This is a genomic window from Moorena producens PAL-8-15-08-1 (genome assembly GCF_001767235.1).
Lineage (GTDB): Bacteria > Cyanobacteriota > Cyanobacteriia > Cyanobacteriales > Coleofasciculaceae > Moorena > Moorena producens_A.
Genome location: NZ_CP017599.1, coordinates 3,520,393 through 3,535,983, shown reverse-complemented (window position 1 = coordinate 3,535,983; position 15,591 = coordinate 3,520,393). Strand labels below are relative to the sequence as shown.

Here is a 15,591-nt window from a genome sequence, read left to right as displayed (position 1 = left end):
ATAGCATTTTCAGGTGAAATGAAAACGCTATATACGTTGAGAGCTCCTAATTTATATATAGCGCTAGATTTAGGGAGTCATAAAGTGAGCAATGCGATCGCCAAAAGCGATCGCACTCAACGGTTTAAGAGTATCCCCAGTCTCTCGTTCGTTGGCATTACCAATGGATTGTACTACACAAGTTTCTGCCCCTGATCGTGGGCCTGTGAAGTAGTTGAGACCGTGCTCAAGGAGGGTAGTTCAATCCAGTGGAGTTTTCAGTTGCTGCTTACCCCTTTGGTCACAGGCAAGTCAGACACCAACACTGGGTTCACATTCAGGAAAATTTGGTATTGTCGATCCCGTAGCGTGGCCTACGGCCAATCCCATAAGCGCGGAAGCTTAGCTTCCGGAGCGTAGCGTGAGCAAAGCTCAATCTTCTTAAATTTGCTGGAGTGCCATAAAAACTATAACTTGATAGGGTGCTATAAAATTATACCAATTCACTAAAACCTTGCTATCTATTATTGCATAAGGTACAAAAATAATGGCAAAAAGTAAAGCTAAACTATTTGACTTTTTTTTCTCAATTTTGAGTATAGTAATTTGTAGTATTCATAAGTATTAATTAAGTGAAATGGTACCCACAATTCTGGCTCTTGACTTTGACGGTGTTCTGTGTGACGGACTATTAGAATATTTTCAGACGGCGTGGCGTACATACTGTCAAATTTGGAAACCCGCCAGTGAAACACCACCCGAAAATTTAGCAGCTAGCTTCTACCCCTTACGACCTGTGATCCAAATCGGCTGGGAAATGCCAATATTGATTCACGCGCTGATTCTCGGTATTTCAGAAGACGAGATTTTGCAGAATTGGTCAACGGTTGCCCAGTCTATCGTTAATTCCGAGACCTTAGACAGAACCGATATAGCTAAGCAGTTAGACACTATTCGGGATAAATGGATTACTACCGATTTAGATGGTTGGTTGAGTCTACACCAATTTTATCCCGGTGTGATTGAGCGATTGGAGCAAATACTTTCCACAAATACTACACAGGTATATATTGTTTCTACTAAAGAAGGACGCTTCATCAACCAGCTATTGCTGCAACAAGGTATTAAATTACCACAAGACAGAATTATTGGCAAGGAGTCCAAACGACCTAAACATCAAACCCTACGACAATTAATGGAAGCTTTCCCAGGGGAAGCCGTAACACTATGGTTTGTGGAAGATCGGTTCAAGAGCCTTAAATCTGTGCAACAGCAGCCAGACCTAAAACCGGTGAAACTCTATCTAGCTGATTGGGGCTACAACACCAAAGCTGAGCAAGAATCTGCTTGTAATGACCCGAGAATTCAGTTGTTGTCTCTTGAGCAATTTTCCCAGGATTTTTCAAATTGGCTAGATTAAGCATTAAGTATTAGTCCTAATGGTAAGCGAAATTTAGGTTTTGTCAGCATTTCAGGGAACTCTATAACTATCACCTCTGAGATGGTGTTCTCAACCAGGGGTGAAAGGGATTTTGAATAAAACGCTTTTCGGTTAGGGTTTCTATGGGATGCGACACCTAATTTTTAAATTCTGGAACTGGTTACTCAACCTAATTTTTCAGAGAATAATCCTGGTTCTAACGATCATGTTTTGCCTGGGAGTGGGAATTGCCCTCTCAAGCATGTCTCGTCTCTCTATGGATCTAATTGAATCCCACGCACTAGAGTATTCCGCCTTATCCACTCAAGTTATTAATGAGGCACGTAACCTCTACAGTACTGAGGTGGTTAGTCGTGCTAAAACTGTTCATGGGATTACCGTTACCCATGACTACACCACCAAAAAAGGGGCAATTCCTAATCCAGCTACCTATGTGATAGAACTGGGTTCGCGCATCAGTGCCAATGATAGGGGAGCTTTAATCAGGCTGTACAGTGATTATCCCTTTCCCAATCGACGAGCCGAAGGGGGTCCGAAAGATGATTTTGAATGGGATGCACTCAAGTTCTTGAGACAATATCCCACTCAGTCATTTTTTCGCCAAGAGCAGATCCAAGGTCGTTCCTCATTTCGATATGCAGAAGCCATCATTATGGAGCCTAGCTGCATTGCTTGTCATAACAGCCATCCGGATAGTCCCAGGATGGACTGGAAAGTAGGAGAGGTCAGAGGTGTTTTGGAAATCATTCAGCCTCTAGATAAATTTGTGGTACATACACAAATGAGTTTGAGGAGTACATTTATCACCTTAGGAGGACTATCTGTGTTGGCACTGTCAGGGCTAATTTTGGTTATCGGTAGATTGCGTCAAACAGCAAAGGAATTAAAAAGGCGGGTTAGGGAACGCACGGCTGCTTTGGCTGAAGCTAACCAAGATTTAGAAAAAAGGAATCAAATCATTAGTCAGATTTTTGGGCGTTACCTGAGTAAGGAAGTAGTAGATAAGTTACTGGAAAAACCCGAAGAATTGAAACTGGGAGGCCAGCGCAAAACTCTAACCATACTAACCTCTGATTTAAGAGGATTTACAGCCCTATCAGAACGATTGCTTCCCGAAGAAGTGGTTCAAATACTCAACCTCTATCTGAAATATATGTCAGAGGTAATTACTAAATACCAAGGAACCATTGATAAGTTCATGGGTGATGGAATTTTGGTTTTGTTTGGTGCTCCTACGGCGAAAGAAGACGATACAAAACGGGCAGTTGCTTGTGCTGTGGCGATGCAATTGGCAATGGTTCCTGTCAATGAAACGATGAATGCGTGGGGCTATCCACCTCTAGAAATGGGTATTGGTATCAACACAGGTGATGTTGTGGTGGGCAATATTGGCTCGGAAAAACGCACCGATTACAGTGTAGTAGGTAGCCAAGTAAACTTAACCTATCGCATTGAATCCTATACCATAGGTGGTCAAATTCTGATTTCAGAATCTACCTTTGAACAGGTTAAGTCAATCGTGATGATTCACGGGTACAAACAGGTACAACCAAAAGGGGTTAAACAGCCAATTACTATCTATCAAGTTGTGGGTATTGGTGATGACTACAATCTATTTATACCTAAAGAAGACGAGACGTTTTTTTCCCTTACTAAAACTATCCCACTCACCTACAAAATTTTGGAAGGAAAGCATATCGGCAAAAATCTTTTTCTTGGAAGTTTAATTCAGCTTTCAGCTAAGGGAGGAAAAGTGCGTTCCTACGAGAGACGAAGAGAGGATTTACCAGTAGAGCTCAGTAATATAAGCCTAAATATATTAAATCAATCCCAAGCCGAATATAGTGATGACATCTATGCTAAAGTGACGTCAATTGAGACAGAAAAACTAGGGTTTTATATCCGTTTTACATCCCAACCTCCAGAGGTAAAGAAAAGGCTTGATGCTCTCTACAAGTCGATAAATGATAGAAGTAACCAATCCCCACGGCTAGAAGCCGGGGGCTTTCAGTAGCCCTATACAATATCTGTTAGAAAACAGGATAAGTACGAACCTCCGGGCAGGGTTACACTCTGCCCCAATTGTTTGATCATCATGGAGCCATTAAAGTCGGCATCCCCATTCCATCCACAGGCACCACATTTGTAGCGTTTTCCAGACCGATAAGATTTACCTTTAACTGGATGAATATGTAGGCACTTGTGGCATGTTTGAGAAGTATAACGAGGATCGACAAAGATAACTTTTACCCCAGCCTCTAAAGCCTTGTACCGGATGAATTCCCGAAGTTGATAAAAAGCCCAACTATTAGATCTTCTTCTTTCGGTCTTAGATCTTGGCTGAAGGTTTGTCCTTTCCCTGATCCCTGTCAAATCCTCTAAAGCAATTACCGCTCCTTGAGATTTTGCTAACTCTACTATGGCTTTACTCACGTTGTGGTTAACCCAAGTCTGGAATCGCCTTTCCTTGCCTGATAGCCGTTTCTGAACCTGGCGACATCTGCGTCTACTGCTTCTTGTGCCCTTCGAGGCTTTGTTCTGGATTTGCGATCTGACTCTGGCAAATTTATCCCTGATTTGCGTTATCTGCCTCCCAGAAAAGCTTTGATTTTCACTGGTCACAGCAATATCTGTACGTCCGAGATCAACCCCGATGACTTTCTTTGGTTCTTGGGGTTTAGGAGGCTTGTCTTTTACCTGAATATGAATGTAATACTGACCATCACGATGCTTGCATAATTGGGCTGAGGTAGGTTTTTTGCCTTTGAGTTTTCCGACTTGGTAGTTTCCAATGTGCAAAAGAAACCTTTCCCTGCCACCAACTAAAGTCAAACTAACGGTTTGGTCTTTTTCCCTATAACTAAAAATTCTGGCATCGTAATCAGCACTAGTTGGCTTAAACTCTGATACAGGCTTGTTTTTGTGCTTAGCAGTTTTCCTGTTCGCAGCCACACGCCCACAAACTCTTACCGCTAAGTTAGAACTCAAGCTGTAGGTATCTCTGATGTATTGATAAACCTGAGCTTGTATGGTGTTCTTGCTGGTTATGGATGATTTCACCACAGCATTTGTGTAGGTGCAAGCTTCCGCAAACCCTTTGAGTGTCGCCTCGATCTTCTTGGCTTGATCAGGGGTTGGCTGAATCTTGCAAACTATTGTTAATACTGTGTTTTCCATCTCCAATATTTCACATGTGAGTATCTAGATTTAGTCTACATCAAGATTGCGGGATATTCCGGAAGAATGAAGCGCCAACCGAGGCATTGCCGACGCTACGCGAACAAGGGTATTGAACCCTTGACCTAGTGTCACGCGGGGCGCGTTGACCTTTGGTCACGCTGCGCGAACGGCTGGCTGCGAGGGATAATCCCCCGAGCCCCCTTTTCTCGGTGAATATAAGGCGTCAGGTATCAACAGTTAGCCGTCAGCTAGGGAAAGGCAAGAGGCAAGAGGCAAGAGGCAAGAGGCAAGAAAGTATATAGGGATTTTTGGTAGCGATGCAGCGCCGTCTTGGGGAGGCAGTGCGGTCTTGGGGAGGCAGTCGGCCAAAGGGGGTTCCCCCCACTCGCGCTTTGCCGTGGTTTCCCCCATGAGCAACTGCCGTGGTTTCCCCCACTCGCGCTTTGCATGGCTGACAAGGTCAAGAACTGCATCAAGACAGGAGACTTCGCGGCAGTTGTCAGGAGACAGGAGACAGGAGACAGAAAACAGTAACAATAATTGACGAAAACAGTATCAAAAAAATACTTTTGCAAGAGGTCTAGGGAAGAAAATTTAGATATACCTCACCCATACTAGGAAACCCTATAGTTAGTAGGGTTTTTGCCAGAAACTCCTGATCAGAGTTAACCGTCTTTGTACGAGAAGATTAAAATGATTGTTACACACGACTGGTTATGTTTTACAGTCCCCGAGGTATCCCAAACTTACCTGATCTCACCCATCCTCATGAGTTAATCGAGTTTGGTAGCAAATTACTCACTGTATTGGCAGTGCTGGCGCTATTTATACTTGCTTTAGGAATTGTGATTGCGCTGCTGAGCATTGCCTTGCGCCGTGCCGAGCCAGAGCAAGCAATTTTTGTGGGAGAGTGGGTGGTGCGCTATTCTGCCCTACTGCGGGGATGCCAACACGGGGTGGTGATTTTGGCAATCTTAGTATCAGGTTTCTTTCTGTGTTCAACCTTGGCCAATCGCTACCATCATTGGGAACAGGATCGGGTAGTTCAAGTTGCACACACCGTAGCTGGGTTACGACTAGAACAAGCGGCACCCCAGGTTCGCTATGTGATCGAGGAACCTTATACTTACACTACTACGGTCAAAGGGAAACCTGTCCAGATTGAGGATACTCGCCAAGTCAACCGCTGGCTAGCCCTGAGTAGCTCTGATATTGAGGTCAAGATTGACCAAATTCCTAATCTCCAAGACCGTCGTAATAATTACCGCATTGACTTTGCTGCTGACTACAAAGTCACCAACTCCCTTGCAGAAACAGAGGAGCTATTTTTTGAGGTGAGAAAGCCTTACAGCTACTCGCTGTTGCAAGATTTCCGAGTAGAACGGGAGGGTGAGCGATTAAACCCCACCAATCCGGGTAACTACAGTTTTCCATTGCGTCTAGAACCGGGTCAATCCACCAGTTTCCGTGTTACCTACCAAGCTCAAGGGGGACCACGGTGGATTTACACAGCTGGTAGAGAATTGGTGTCTAACTTCCGCCTCACAGTACAGACAAATTTTCCTAAAGCTGACTTCGCTAGTGGGATTGCTCCGACTGAGACTAGTGTCGAGGGGAAAACTACAGTGTTTACTTGGAGATTTGACGATAATGTTTCAGTGCTAAACCCCTTTGGAGTATTCACAGCTACTGATCCAGTAAGGAATACAGGGGTGATTCCTCGTCTGCTGTTGTTAGCGCCTGGGTTGTTTCTGTGGTGGTTGCTTCTGCTGTATTTATCTCTACCACTGCACTTACGGAATGTGATGATTGCTGGGGGAATTTTCTTTGCTTGTCTGCTCACTCTGACTTATATGAGCCGAGTGATGAATGCTCAGTTGGCTTGGACTGGTATTTCTTTGGTGTTGCTGGTACTTGTTTGGGGGTTAGGGAAAACCCGTGATACTTCTTGGGCAGCAGTGGTGTGTACGATTGCTGGAGCGATACTACCTGTGTTTGGGTTATTGGTTCCTTACAGTGGTCTGACCTTGAGCCTGGCGGGATTGCTCTCTACAGTATGGTTGGCAGTTAGGAATTGGTATGGTCTGTGGCAAATTAATCTAGCAGATTGAGACTCCCCTAGGCGACAAAGGTTATGCGATGGCTCGAAGAGCCCGCCAAAGGCGATGAAGCTTCGCTTCCGCGCCTTTGCGATCGCAAAAGCAAAATTTCCTCAACCAGTTCTCCCCAAGCCCACTCCAGATGTTGAATTTAATCCTAATCGTGGTTTAGTTTAGCATTCATAGGTTGAATTGCCTGGGTGATGACCATGATATTCGTTACAAAACTTTACATAAAATTGTATAAAAATTCAATTTTTGGAGTGATTAATTATAGTGAGGAGGACCAATAAAGCTTGATGCTCTTGGTTGTCCTAAACCAGTAAGGATGAGTTGTAGTCATGAATGACATACCAGATAACGGGACTTTGACAAAATCTTGCAATCCAATCACCGATCAACCTAGATGGGGAGGGCGATTCACCTTGGAGGCGTATATCATTAAGTATTCACTTTCAGGCAATTGACCTTTTTCCCTTACCCAGAGAGGTTTTCATTCCAATTCTGGCCGATTACGGCTACACATCAATAGTGGCTCGGGTAAGCATTCAGCTATCAGCTATCAGCTATCAGCTATCAGCTATAGCGCGATTAGCGCTACGCGCACGCTACTTGAGGTGCTATTGGCCAAGCTACGGAAACAGCTTTTTAATAAAAGAAGCTGACGGCTGACGGCTGACGGCTGACGGCTGACGGCTGACCACTGACCACTGACCGCTGAATACTTACTGGCTCGGACTGAAATTTAAATGCATATTCTGCATATTGCCTTAACACAGAAACTGCAGTGAAACAGTACCCAAAAGGGTACTGTCAGCATTACCTATTATAAAGGAATAATAGGTAAAGAAGCCGTTACTACCAACTCAAAATTGCTTATACATGTAGCAGTTTGCCGCCATCGTAATAGTTTGCGTACCACAACAACCCGCTCATGTTGCAAATGGTGAACTAGAACATTCACCTTTAAAGTTTGACCCAGGGAAATGCATTAACTCAGGCTTCCACCCCAATCAAAAAACTAGCTATAGCGTTCAGGTGTGACAAGCAGCCTTGTCAGCCTTCAGTGGTGCTCACTTCATCGGTGCTAAGGTCCTGGCTAGTGCCTAATTCCCATCCCCCGATAATTACAGATTACATCCATTGTGGAGAAAGGGATAAACTATGGAATTTGATCTGATCATTGTTTTTTGGTCATTGTTTTTTGATCAAAGCTTTATGCAAGCTTTATCAAAGCTTTACAGAGTGAAAGGTTTAGTTTAGTTTTCGTGAAAGCGATACCCTTTAGATAACCAATAGTTTAGTGATAAGTACTCGGAGCAACGTTTTTAAGATTCTCTTAATTCTTGTGAATTTTTAGTCCATCGGGTTGGAGCAATGATGGGCATTTTTTAAGGATTGCTTAATGCTAAACCGTTGATTTTGAGCCGACTACTTATATAATCTTTCATGGGAGATAATTCAGCCATTACTACCAAGAGTTAATTCAACTATTCTTGAACTAACAATTACTTACATCGAAGTAAAAACTATCTGTTTTAGAACTGTAAGTTGATTGCGATCGCGTAGCGTGGCCGTAGGCCAATCGCTTAACTCTTGGGGTCTATATAGGGTTTCTAAATAGCTCATTAGTAAGCAGTCAGCAGTCAGCAGTCAGCTATCAGCTATCAGCTATCAGCTATCAGCTATCAGCTATCAGCAGTCAGCTATCAGCTATCAGCTAATGCGCTACTTGAGGTGCGAACAGCGATTAGCGCTACGCGCACGCTACTTGAGGTGCTATCAGCTATCAGCTAAAGGCTGAGGGCTAAAGGCTGAGGGCTAAAGGCTGAGGGCTAAAGGCTGAGGGCTGAGGGCTGAGGGCTGAGGACTGAGGGCTGACCGCTGAGGGCTGAGGGCTGACCGCTGACCGCTGACCGCTGATAGCTTAGATTCAATGAATGTTAAAAATGCCCAATTTAGGACTGTGGTAAATAGAAAACAGATTGATATGAATAACGCTCAAGATACAGAAGCCAAAATTACTCAAAGTCATTATTTAACAGCCTTCCAACGCAAACTGCTCCAAAAAAGCCTAGAAGAGAATTTACATGAATCCTACCGTCAGCGGATTCAAATTATGTTATTAGCAGATGAGGGCAAATCTCAAACGGAAATTTGTCAAACCTTGGGGTGTTGTGCCGCAACAGTAAGACATTGGATGCATATCGCTCGTAGTGGGATGGCTCACCAATGGCAGGATTGTCCCATTGGTCGCCCCAAGGCAGTCAATGAGGAGTATTTAGACCGTTTGAAAGAACTGATTAATCAGAGTCCCCGGGATTATGGGTATTCCTTTCGCCGTTGGACAGTGAATTGGTTAAACAAACATCTGGCCAAAGAATTGGGGATTGAAGTCAGCAATCGCCACCTGCAACGATTGCTCAAAGACATGGGATTATCGACTATACCAACACGGAGAAAGGTTAACTCCCCTAACGAACCGGAAAACGATGGTCACAGCATCTTAATTTCTGACCTGAAATCCGCTAATGGCTCCGAGTCCAATAGTTTTTGGCTATTTAATCCCAGCAACATGGCATGAGATTATGGTTCGACATACATCTACATCTAATCCTAGATCTAATCCACTGATTTCTCCTGAGCAGCTCGCTAATACTCTAGGCCATTCTCTTTCAGAATTAGAAGTATCACGCTGTCTCAAACAAATAAAATATCGCGAGCCAACGGTCGGTCAATTTTGGCAGTCAACAGACGCCGAGGCTGGCATTTATATTGTGATTTCCGGAAAGGTCAGACTGATTAATAGTGCCGGGGAGTTAATTACCAATCTAGAAGCTGGAGCTTCCTTTGGGGAGTGTACTTTCTTTCCAGAAGAGTCTTTTGAGTGTTACTCAGCTAGAGCTTCCCTCAAAACTAAGCTCTGTTATCTAACTCCGGAACTGTTATTTCCCCTGATTAGCAAACATCCCCAAATCCGCGAACATTTTTATCGTCAGGCCCAAGGGCAAAATTCCCTGCTGATGCCTTCGGAAACTCCTTTGGGAGAGTCGCAGAAAGAGAGAGTGGGGGAAGTAAAAAGAGTGGGGGAAAAGAAAGATATCCCCACCTCCGGAGACGAAAAACCCAAGCAAACCATCAGCAAAGCTTACTTTCCTAGCCCTACTCAAAAAGTTGGTCATTTGTGGCAGCGAGTGATCCGGCGCTATCCGTTTTTTGCCCAACAGAGTGGTTCTGACTGCGGTGCTGCCTGTCTGGTGATGATCGGTCGCTATTGGGGGAAACGATTCAGTGTTAATCGCTTGCGAGATATCTCCAATGCTGACCGTAATGGCGCTTCATTGCGGGGACTATCAGCGGCTGCCGAAAGTATTGGCTTTTCCACTCGACCAGTGAAAGCTAGTCTGGATCGACTGGCAAAACAACAGCTACCTGCGATTGTCCACTGGGAAGGAAAACACTTTATTGTTGTTTATGAAATCACCAACAAGCATGTGGTAATTGCTGACCCTGCTCTTGGTCAGAAAAGTCTGAGCCACCAGGAATTCAAAGCGGATTGGACTGGTTATGTACTGCTACTGGAACCCACAGCAATCCTGAAGGATACCAAAGAAAGTAAGACCTCTTTCTGGCAATTTTTTGAATTGGTAAAGCCTCACAGTGTCGTGTTGCTGGAGGTGTTTTTTGCTTCCCTGATGATCCAGATATTTGGTCTGATTACACCGATATTTACCCAGATAATTTTAGACCGAGTGGTGGTGCAACGGAGCACCCTCACCCTAACCGCTGTGGGGTTAGGATTGCTGATGTTTACTATGTTTCGGGTTGCGATTACCGGGTTGCGGCAATATTTGCTTGACCACACCGCAAATAAAGTAGACCTAGCACTAATTGTGGGGTTTATCAGCCATACATTGCGATTACCTTTAGGTTTCTTTGAGTCTCGTTTTGTGGGTGATATTACCTCCCGGATTCAGGAAAATCGTAAAATTGAGCGGTTTCTTACCGGTGAAGCGTTATCTATCCTGCTAGATTTAGTAACAGTTTTTATCTATGTGGGATTGATGTTTTGGTACAGTTGGAAGATGGCGCTGCTAATTTTAGTAATTGTACCACCCTTTTTCCTGTTGGCGTTGATTTCTACACCCTTTTTAAAACGAATTTCTCGGGAAGTATTTAATGCGATCGCAAAAGAAAGCAGTTATCTGATTGAAGTGCTTTCTGGTGTCCGCACTGTCAAGTCTACAGCAGTTGAGCAAACGGTACGCTGGCATTGGGAAGAGTTATTAAATAAAGAGGTTAAAACTAACTTTTCTGGGCAAGTGATTAGCAATCGACTCCAGATTTTCAGCAATACCATCGAGGGGTTAGCCACTACCGCACTGCTCTGGTTTGGGGCATGGTTGGTAATTCAAAATCAGCTCACCATTGGGCAATTGGTGGCTTTTAATATGTTGCTGGGTAATGTGATCACCCCTTTCCAGCGGATCACGGTACTGTGGAATGAATTTCAGGAAGTGGTGATTGCTATGGAGCGCATCAATGATGTGCTGGATTACCAACCAGAAGAAGATTTGCACCATCAAGCACGGCAATCATTACCTCAATTGCGCGGTCACATTCGTTTTGATAAGGTCACCTTCCGCTATCACCCAGAAAGTGATACCAATGTCTTGGAAAATCTTAGTTTTGAGGTAAAACCAGGGCAAATGGTCGCCCTAGTGGGGCGCAGTGGTTCCGGGAAAAGCACGATTTCCAAGCTGATGTTGGGGCTGTATCTTCCCTCAGATGGGAAGGTGTTGATTGATGGGCAGGATATCACCAGTCTTTCCTTAGGCTCCTTGCGCCAGCAAATTGGTGTGGTGGATCAAGATACCTTTCTGTTTGGAGGGACAATTCGAGAAAACATCAGTCTGGCTTATCCCTCAGCCACCTTAGAAGAAATTATGGCAGCAGCGAAACTGGCCGGTGCTGATGAATTTATCCAAAAATTGCCCATGGGCTATGAAACCGAGATTGGGGAGGGAGGAGGGATGTTGTCTGGGGGACAGCGACAGCGTTTAGCCATTGCTCGCGCCCTCTTGGGAAATCCCCACCTATTAATTTTCGATGAAGCCACCTCCCACCTGGATGCAGAATCCGAGCGGATTATTCAGACCAATCTCAATACTATTCTCAAAAACCGCACCACCCTAGTGATTGCTCACCGTCTTTCTACCGTACGGAAAGCTGACCTGATTTTAGTCCTCGATAGAGGGGTCTTGATAGAAAGCGGTACTCACGAAGACTTAATGGCAAAGCGAGGACATTATTTCTATCTCAATCAGCAGCAGTTATAGGGCAGGGAATAGGGAGTAGGGAGTAGGGAGTAGGGAGTAGGGAATAGGGAATAGGGAACAGGGAACAGGGAATAGGGTGTGGGGTGTGGGGTGTGGGGTGTGGGAAAAAATCCGTTGATTACTCTTGCCTCTTGCCTCTTGCCTATTGCCTCTTGCCTCTTGCCTTTTGCCTTTTGCCTCTTGCCTCTTGCCTTTTGCCTCTTGCCTCTTGCCTCTTGCCTCTTGCCTCTTGCCTATTGCCTATTGCCTCTTGCCTCTTGCCTTTTGCCTCTTGCCTTTCCTTAAAAGATTCTGTTCACAACTCAAATGGAAATACTGCTATGCCTGAAAATCATACATTGAATGGACATAGTCCTACTCAAACTATTCCAGACCAGCGTCGGTATCAGGAGTTACTCACCCAACAGACTTCTCAACCTAGCAATCATCAAGCACTCCAGGGTCATGACTGGTCTTATGCTACTAAGGAACTGCTGGATACATTACCCCAGGTTTGGACAAGGGGATTACTGTATTTTTTGATAGTATTTATCGGTATTGCGTTACCTTGGGCGATCTTAGCTCAGGTGGATGAGACGGGAAAAGCCAGAGGAAGATTGGAACCTACGGGGGAAACTATCAAACTTGATGCTCCAGTGGCAGGAACGGTAGCAGCAATTAAGGTCAAAGAAGGGGAATTGGTAACGGCTGGTCAAACCTTACTAGAACTGGAATCCGAGTTAGTTAGCACTGAACTTCAGCAGGAACAAAAAAAATTAGAAGGGCAACAGAATCGGCTGAATCAATTAGAGGTGCTGAAAAACCAATTGATACTAGCTCTGCGTACCCAGGAGCAACAAAACCAAGCTCAACAGTTAGAAAAACAGGCGCAAGTCGAGCAAGCACGGCAGAATCTGGAAGCCTTTAAATTCGCCTACAGTTTACAAAAAGAAGAACTATTGGCACAAATAGAGCAGGCACGGCAGGCGATAGAGTCTAGGAAGGTTGCCTATGAATTAGAAACCATTCGTTTAGAAAGTGCTGAGGAAAAAATTCCCCGTTACAAAAACGCTTATGAAGAAGGGGTTTTGTCAAAAGAACGCTTTTTAGATGTGCAACAGTCAGCCAAAGAAGCCCAGAAAAATATCATCAGAACTGAATTAGACATAAAACAAGCTCAGTCTCGCCTGAAAGAGCAACAAGGTAGTTATGAAAAGACCATTCATCAAGCCTCCGCTGATATTAAACAAGCTCGCCTGCGCTTACAAGAGCAAGAACGGAGTTATAAAACCTTGGTTCATTCTGGTAAGCTGGCTTTACTAAAAAGTGAGGAACAACTCAAAAATATAGAAACCCAAATTACTACCCTCCAAGCTGAACTATCCCAGAGTAAAAGTCAGATTAAATCCTTAGAATTTCAGTTAAATCAAAGGGTGTTAGCTGCTCCGATCGAGGGAATAGTGTTTCAGTCCCCGATCAAAAGTGCCGGAGCTGTAGTGCAACCTGGAGACACTATAGTCGAGATTGCCCCAAAGGGGTCGTTCCTTTCCCTGCGGGCGCAGATTGCTATTTCAGAAAGTGGCTCCTTACGGGAAGGAATGGCAGTAAAAATGAAGTTTGATGCTTATCCTTTTCAAGACTATGGAGTAGTAGAGGGAACGGTAATCAAGATTTCTCCAACCTCCAAGGTGACGGAAACGGAGCAGGGTAAAGTGCCTACTTATGACCTAGAAATTAAACTCAATAAAACCTGTATGCCCACACCAAAAGAATGTATTGCTCTCCGCCCAGGGGACACCGCAACAGCAGAAGTAATTGTGCGGCAGCGTCGGATTATGGATTTAATTCTGGATCCATTTAAGAAGTTGCAGCAGGGGGGTTTGGAATTGTAGCAATTATCAATTGGGTGAGATACAAAGTCTTAGGTTTTATTAGGGAGTAGGGAGCAGGGAGTAGGGAGGTATGAGGAGTTGGACATATAGCGCTACGGGCAAGGCAAAAGGCAAAAGTGTACTATAACAGCTTTTCTACTTGTATCAATGTCCTCACCTTAATCGGTAGTGCTATAATCAGCGACTGCATCAAAGCAATGAGTAAAAATGCTATATGTAACAGTTTTTTATCCCATGAGGAAGGGATCCCCCTAAATCCCCCTTAATAAGGGGGACTTTGAGGCAATGAACCGTACCTCATAAATGGGATATAGCAATTATCTTTTCCATGAGGAAGGGATCCCCCTAAATCCCCCTTAATAAGGGGGACTTTGAGGCAATGAACCGTACCTCATAAATGGGATATAGCAATTATCTTTTCCATGAGGAAGGGATCCCCCTAAATCCCCCTTAATAAGGGGGACTTTGAGGCAATGAACCGTACCTCATAAATGGGATATAGCAATTATCTTTTCCATGAGGAAGGGATCCCCCTAAATCCCCCTTAATAAGGGGGACTTTGAGGCAATGAACCGTACCTCATAAATGCGATAAACGCGCTGATATAGCACTACGCATTAAGGTGTTTGACATTGATACAAGCAGCAAACGCTGTTTTAGTAAACTTTTGCCTATTGCCTCTTGCCTCTTGCCTATTGCCTCTTGCCTCTTGCCTCTTGCCTATTGCCTATTGCCTCTTGCCTATTGCCTATTGCCTCTTGCCTCTTGCCTCTTGCCTCTTGCCTCTTGCCTACTCCCTCTTGCCTCTTGCCTACTCCCTACTCCCTACTCCCTACTCCCTACTCCCTATTCCCTGTTCCCTGTTCCCTATTCCCTACCAATTACCAATAAATAATCATGTTACCAGCTATTACGATTACCACTGAAGATATTTTTCACCAAGTCCAGCTAACCTGCCAAATCCCTGAAATTATTGAAGGGATTGTGACCCGCAAGATTATTGCCGCTACTGCGGAAAGTGCTGGCATCCGTGTAGAGATTGAAGACCTTCAAAAGGCAGCAGACCAATTCCGATTAATGAACAAACTTGAGAATTCCGAGGACACTTGGGGATGGCTGCAACAACACAGTATGTCTTTGGATGATTTTGAAGAAATAGTGTATACTAATTTGATAGCTAATAAGGTAGTTCAACATCTGTTTGCGGATAAGGTTGAACCCTATTTCTTTGAACATCAGCTCGATTATGCTAGTGCAGTTATTTACGAAGTGGTTTTAGATGATCAAGAGCTAGCGATGGAACTCTTTTATGCCCTGGATGAAGGGGAAACAAGTTTCTATGAAATTGCTCACGAATACATCCAGGATACTGAGTTACGGCGCTCTGGAGGATATCGGGGAATTGTTAAGCGTCAGGAGTTTAAGCCGGAAATTTCTGCTGCTGTTTTTGCGGCTGAGCCGCCACAGTTGCTTAAGCCGATTGTTAGTTCTAAGGGAGTGCATCTGATTTTGGTTGAGGAGATTCTTAAATCGGAATTGGATGGGAAGTTGCGGTCTGAGATTATGTCTGATTTGTTTACTGGGTGGTTGAAGGAACAGATTGGGGAAGTTGAAGTTATTAAACAAATAGAGTAGATACTAAATAGTGGGGTGGAGTTACTTACTACAAGAGCGGGAGGGTT

The 15,591-nt window shown here is 44.3% G+C and carries 12 protein-coding genes; 10 read left to right on the top strand and 2 right to left on the bottom strand.

The genetic code is table 11. The features are described 5' to 3' along the window. Window positions 1-18: 18 nt before the first annotated feature. The 3 genes from BJP34_RS43185 to BJP34_RS13290 all read left to right on the top strand — a co-directional run bounded on the left by BJP34_RS43185 (window position 19) and on the right by BJP34_RS13290 (window position 3,434). A complete protein-coding gene (locus BJP34_RS43185) occupies window positions 19-195 on the top strand; it encodes a hypothetical protein (protein ID WP_158517190.1) in 177 nt (58 codons plus the stop codon). 421 nt (window positions 196-616) lie between these two features. Further along, window positions 617-1,399: an HAD family hydrolase gene (locus BJP34_RS13295; protein ID WP_070392763.1), complete on the top strand. Its 783-nt coding sequence runs from the start codon at window positions 617-619 to the stop codon at window positions 1,397-1,399. 262 nt (window positions 1,400-1,661) lie between these two features. After that, window positions 1,662-3,434: an adenylate/guanylate cyclase domain-containing protein gene (locus BJP34_RS13290; RefSeq protein ID WP_229424345.1), complete on the top strand. Its 1,773-nt coding sequence runs from the start codon at window positions 1,662-1,664 to the stop codon at window positions 3,432-3,434. Between the two features lie 2 nt (window positions 3,435-3,436). Here BJP34_RS13290 and BJP34_RS13285 read toward each other — a convergent pair whose 3' ends face one another. Then, window positions 3,437-4,597: an RNA-guided endonuclease InsQ/TnpB family protein gene (locus BJP34_RS13285; protein ID WP_070392761.1), complete on the bottom strand. Its 1,161-nt coding sequence runs from the start codon at window positions 4,595-4,597 to the stop codon at window positions 3,437-3,439. A gap of 247 nt (window positions 4,598-4,844) precedes the next feature. After that, complete coding sequence (locus BJP34_RS39670; RefSeq protein WP_149030959.1) at window positions 4,845-5,036, bottom strand: hypothetical protein; 192 nt, start codon at window positions 5,034-5,036, stop codon at window positions 4,845-4,847. Window positions 5,037-5,316: 280 nt separating this feature from the next. Between BJP34_RS39670 and BJP34_RS13280 the strand changes: the two genes are divergently transcribed. The 7 genes from BJP34_RS13280 (at window position 5,317) to BJP34_RS13260 (ending at window position 15,544) form a co-directional block, all read left to right on the top strand. After that, window positions 5,317-6,711 (top strand): hypothetical protein, encoded by a 1,395-nt coding sequence (locus BJP34_RS13280; protein WP_070392760.1) that lies wholly within the window; start codon window positions 5,317-5,319, stop codon window positions 6,709-6,711. A gap of 1,978 nt (window positions 6,712-8,689) precedes the next feature. Continuing rightward, window positions 8,690-9,283, top strand: coding sequence for a helix-turn-helix domain-containing protein (locus BJP34_RS13275; protein ID WP_070396643.1), 594 nt, complete (start codon window positions 8,690-8,692; stop codon window positions 9,281-9,283). 4 nt (window positions 9,284-9,287) lie between these two features. Beyond that, complete coding sequence (locus tag BJP34_RS13270; RefSeq protein WP_070392759.1) at window positions 9,288-12,038, top strand: peptidase domain-containing ABC transporter; 2,751 nt, start codon at window positions 9,288-9,290, stop codon at window positions 12,036-12,038. A 78-nt stretch (window positions 12,039-12,116) separates the two neighbouring features. Continuing rightward, entirely contained in the window at window positions 12,117-12,323 is a 207-nt protein-coding gene (locus BJP34_RS43180; protein ID WP_158517189.1) for a hypothetical protein, read from the top strand. Between the two features lie 35 nt (window positions 12,324-12,358). Continuing rightward, window positions 12,359-13,909 carry an HlyD family efflux transporter periplasmic adaptor subunit gene (locus BJP34_RS13265; protein ID WP_083305146.1) on the top strand — a complete coding sequence of 517 codons (1,551 nt, stop codon included), beginning with the start codon at window positions 12,359-12,361 and terminating at the stop codon, window positions 13,907-13,909. A 632-nt stretch (window positions 13,910-14,541) separates the two neighbouring features. Further along, complete coding sequence (locus tag BJP34_RS36730) at window positions 14,542-14,835, top strand: hypothetical protein (RefSeq protein ID WP_158517188.1); 294 nt, start codon at window positions 14,542-14,544, stop codon at window positions 14,833-14,835. Further along, the gene (locus BJP34_RS13260; protein WP_070392758.1) at window positions 14,807-15,544 is read left to right on the top strand and encodes a foldase protein PrsA; all 738 of its coding nucleotides are present in this window, start codon (window positions 14,807-14,809) and stop codon (window positions 15,542-15,544) included. The genes BJP34_RS36730 and BJP34_RS13260 overlap by 29 nt, the downstream gene beginning before the upstream one ends. The last annotated feature ends 47 nt before the right edge of the window (window positions 15,545-15,591 follow it).

Coding starts and splice junctions, on each gene's coding strand:
- BJP34_RS13265 (WP_083305146.1), top strand. CDS start 12,359: ATGCCTGAAAATCATACATTGAATGGACATAGTCCTACTCAAACTATT.
- BJP34_RS13295 (WP_070392763.1), top strand. CDS start 617: ATGGTACCCACAATTCTGGCTCTTGACTTTGACGGTGTTCTGTGTGAC.
- BJP34_RS13270 (WP_070392759.1), top strand. CDS start 9,288: ATGGTTCGACATACATCTACATCTAATCCTAGATCTAATCCACTGATT.
- BJP34_RS13290 (WP_229424345.1), top strand. CDS start 1,662: ATGTCTCGTCTCTCTATGGATCTAATTGAATCCCACGCACTAGAGTAT.
- BJP34_RS13285 (WP_070392761.1), bottom strand. CDS start 4,597: ATGGAAAACACAGTATTAACAATAGTTTGCAAGATTCAGCCAACCCCT.
- BJP34_RS13280 (WP_070392760.1), top strand. CDS start 5,317: ATGTTTTACAGTCCCCGAGGTATCCCAAACTTACCTGATCTCACCCAT.
- BJP34_RS13260 (WP_070392758.1), top strand. CDS start 14,807: ATGTTACCAGCTATTACGATTACCACTGAAGATATTTTTCACCAAGTC.
- BJP34_RS43185 (WP_158517190.1), top strand. CDS start 19: ATGAAAACGCTATATACGTTGAGAGCTCCTAATTTATATATAGCGCTA.
- BJP34_RS13275 (WP_070396643.1), top strand. CDS start 8,690: ATGAATAACGCTCAAGATACAGAAGCCAAAATTACTCAAAGTCATTAT.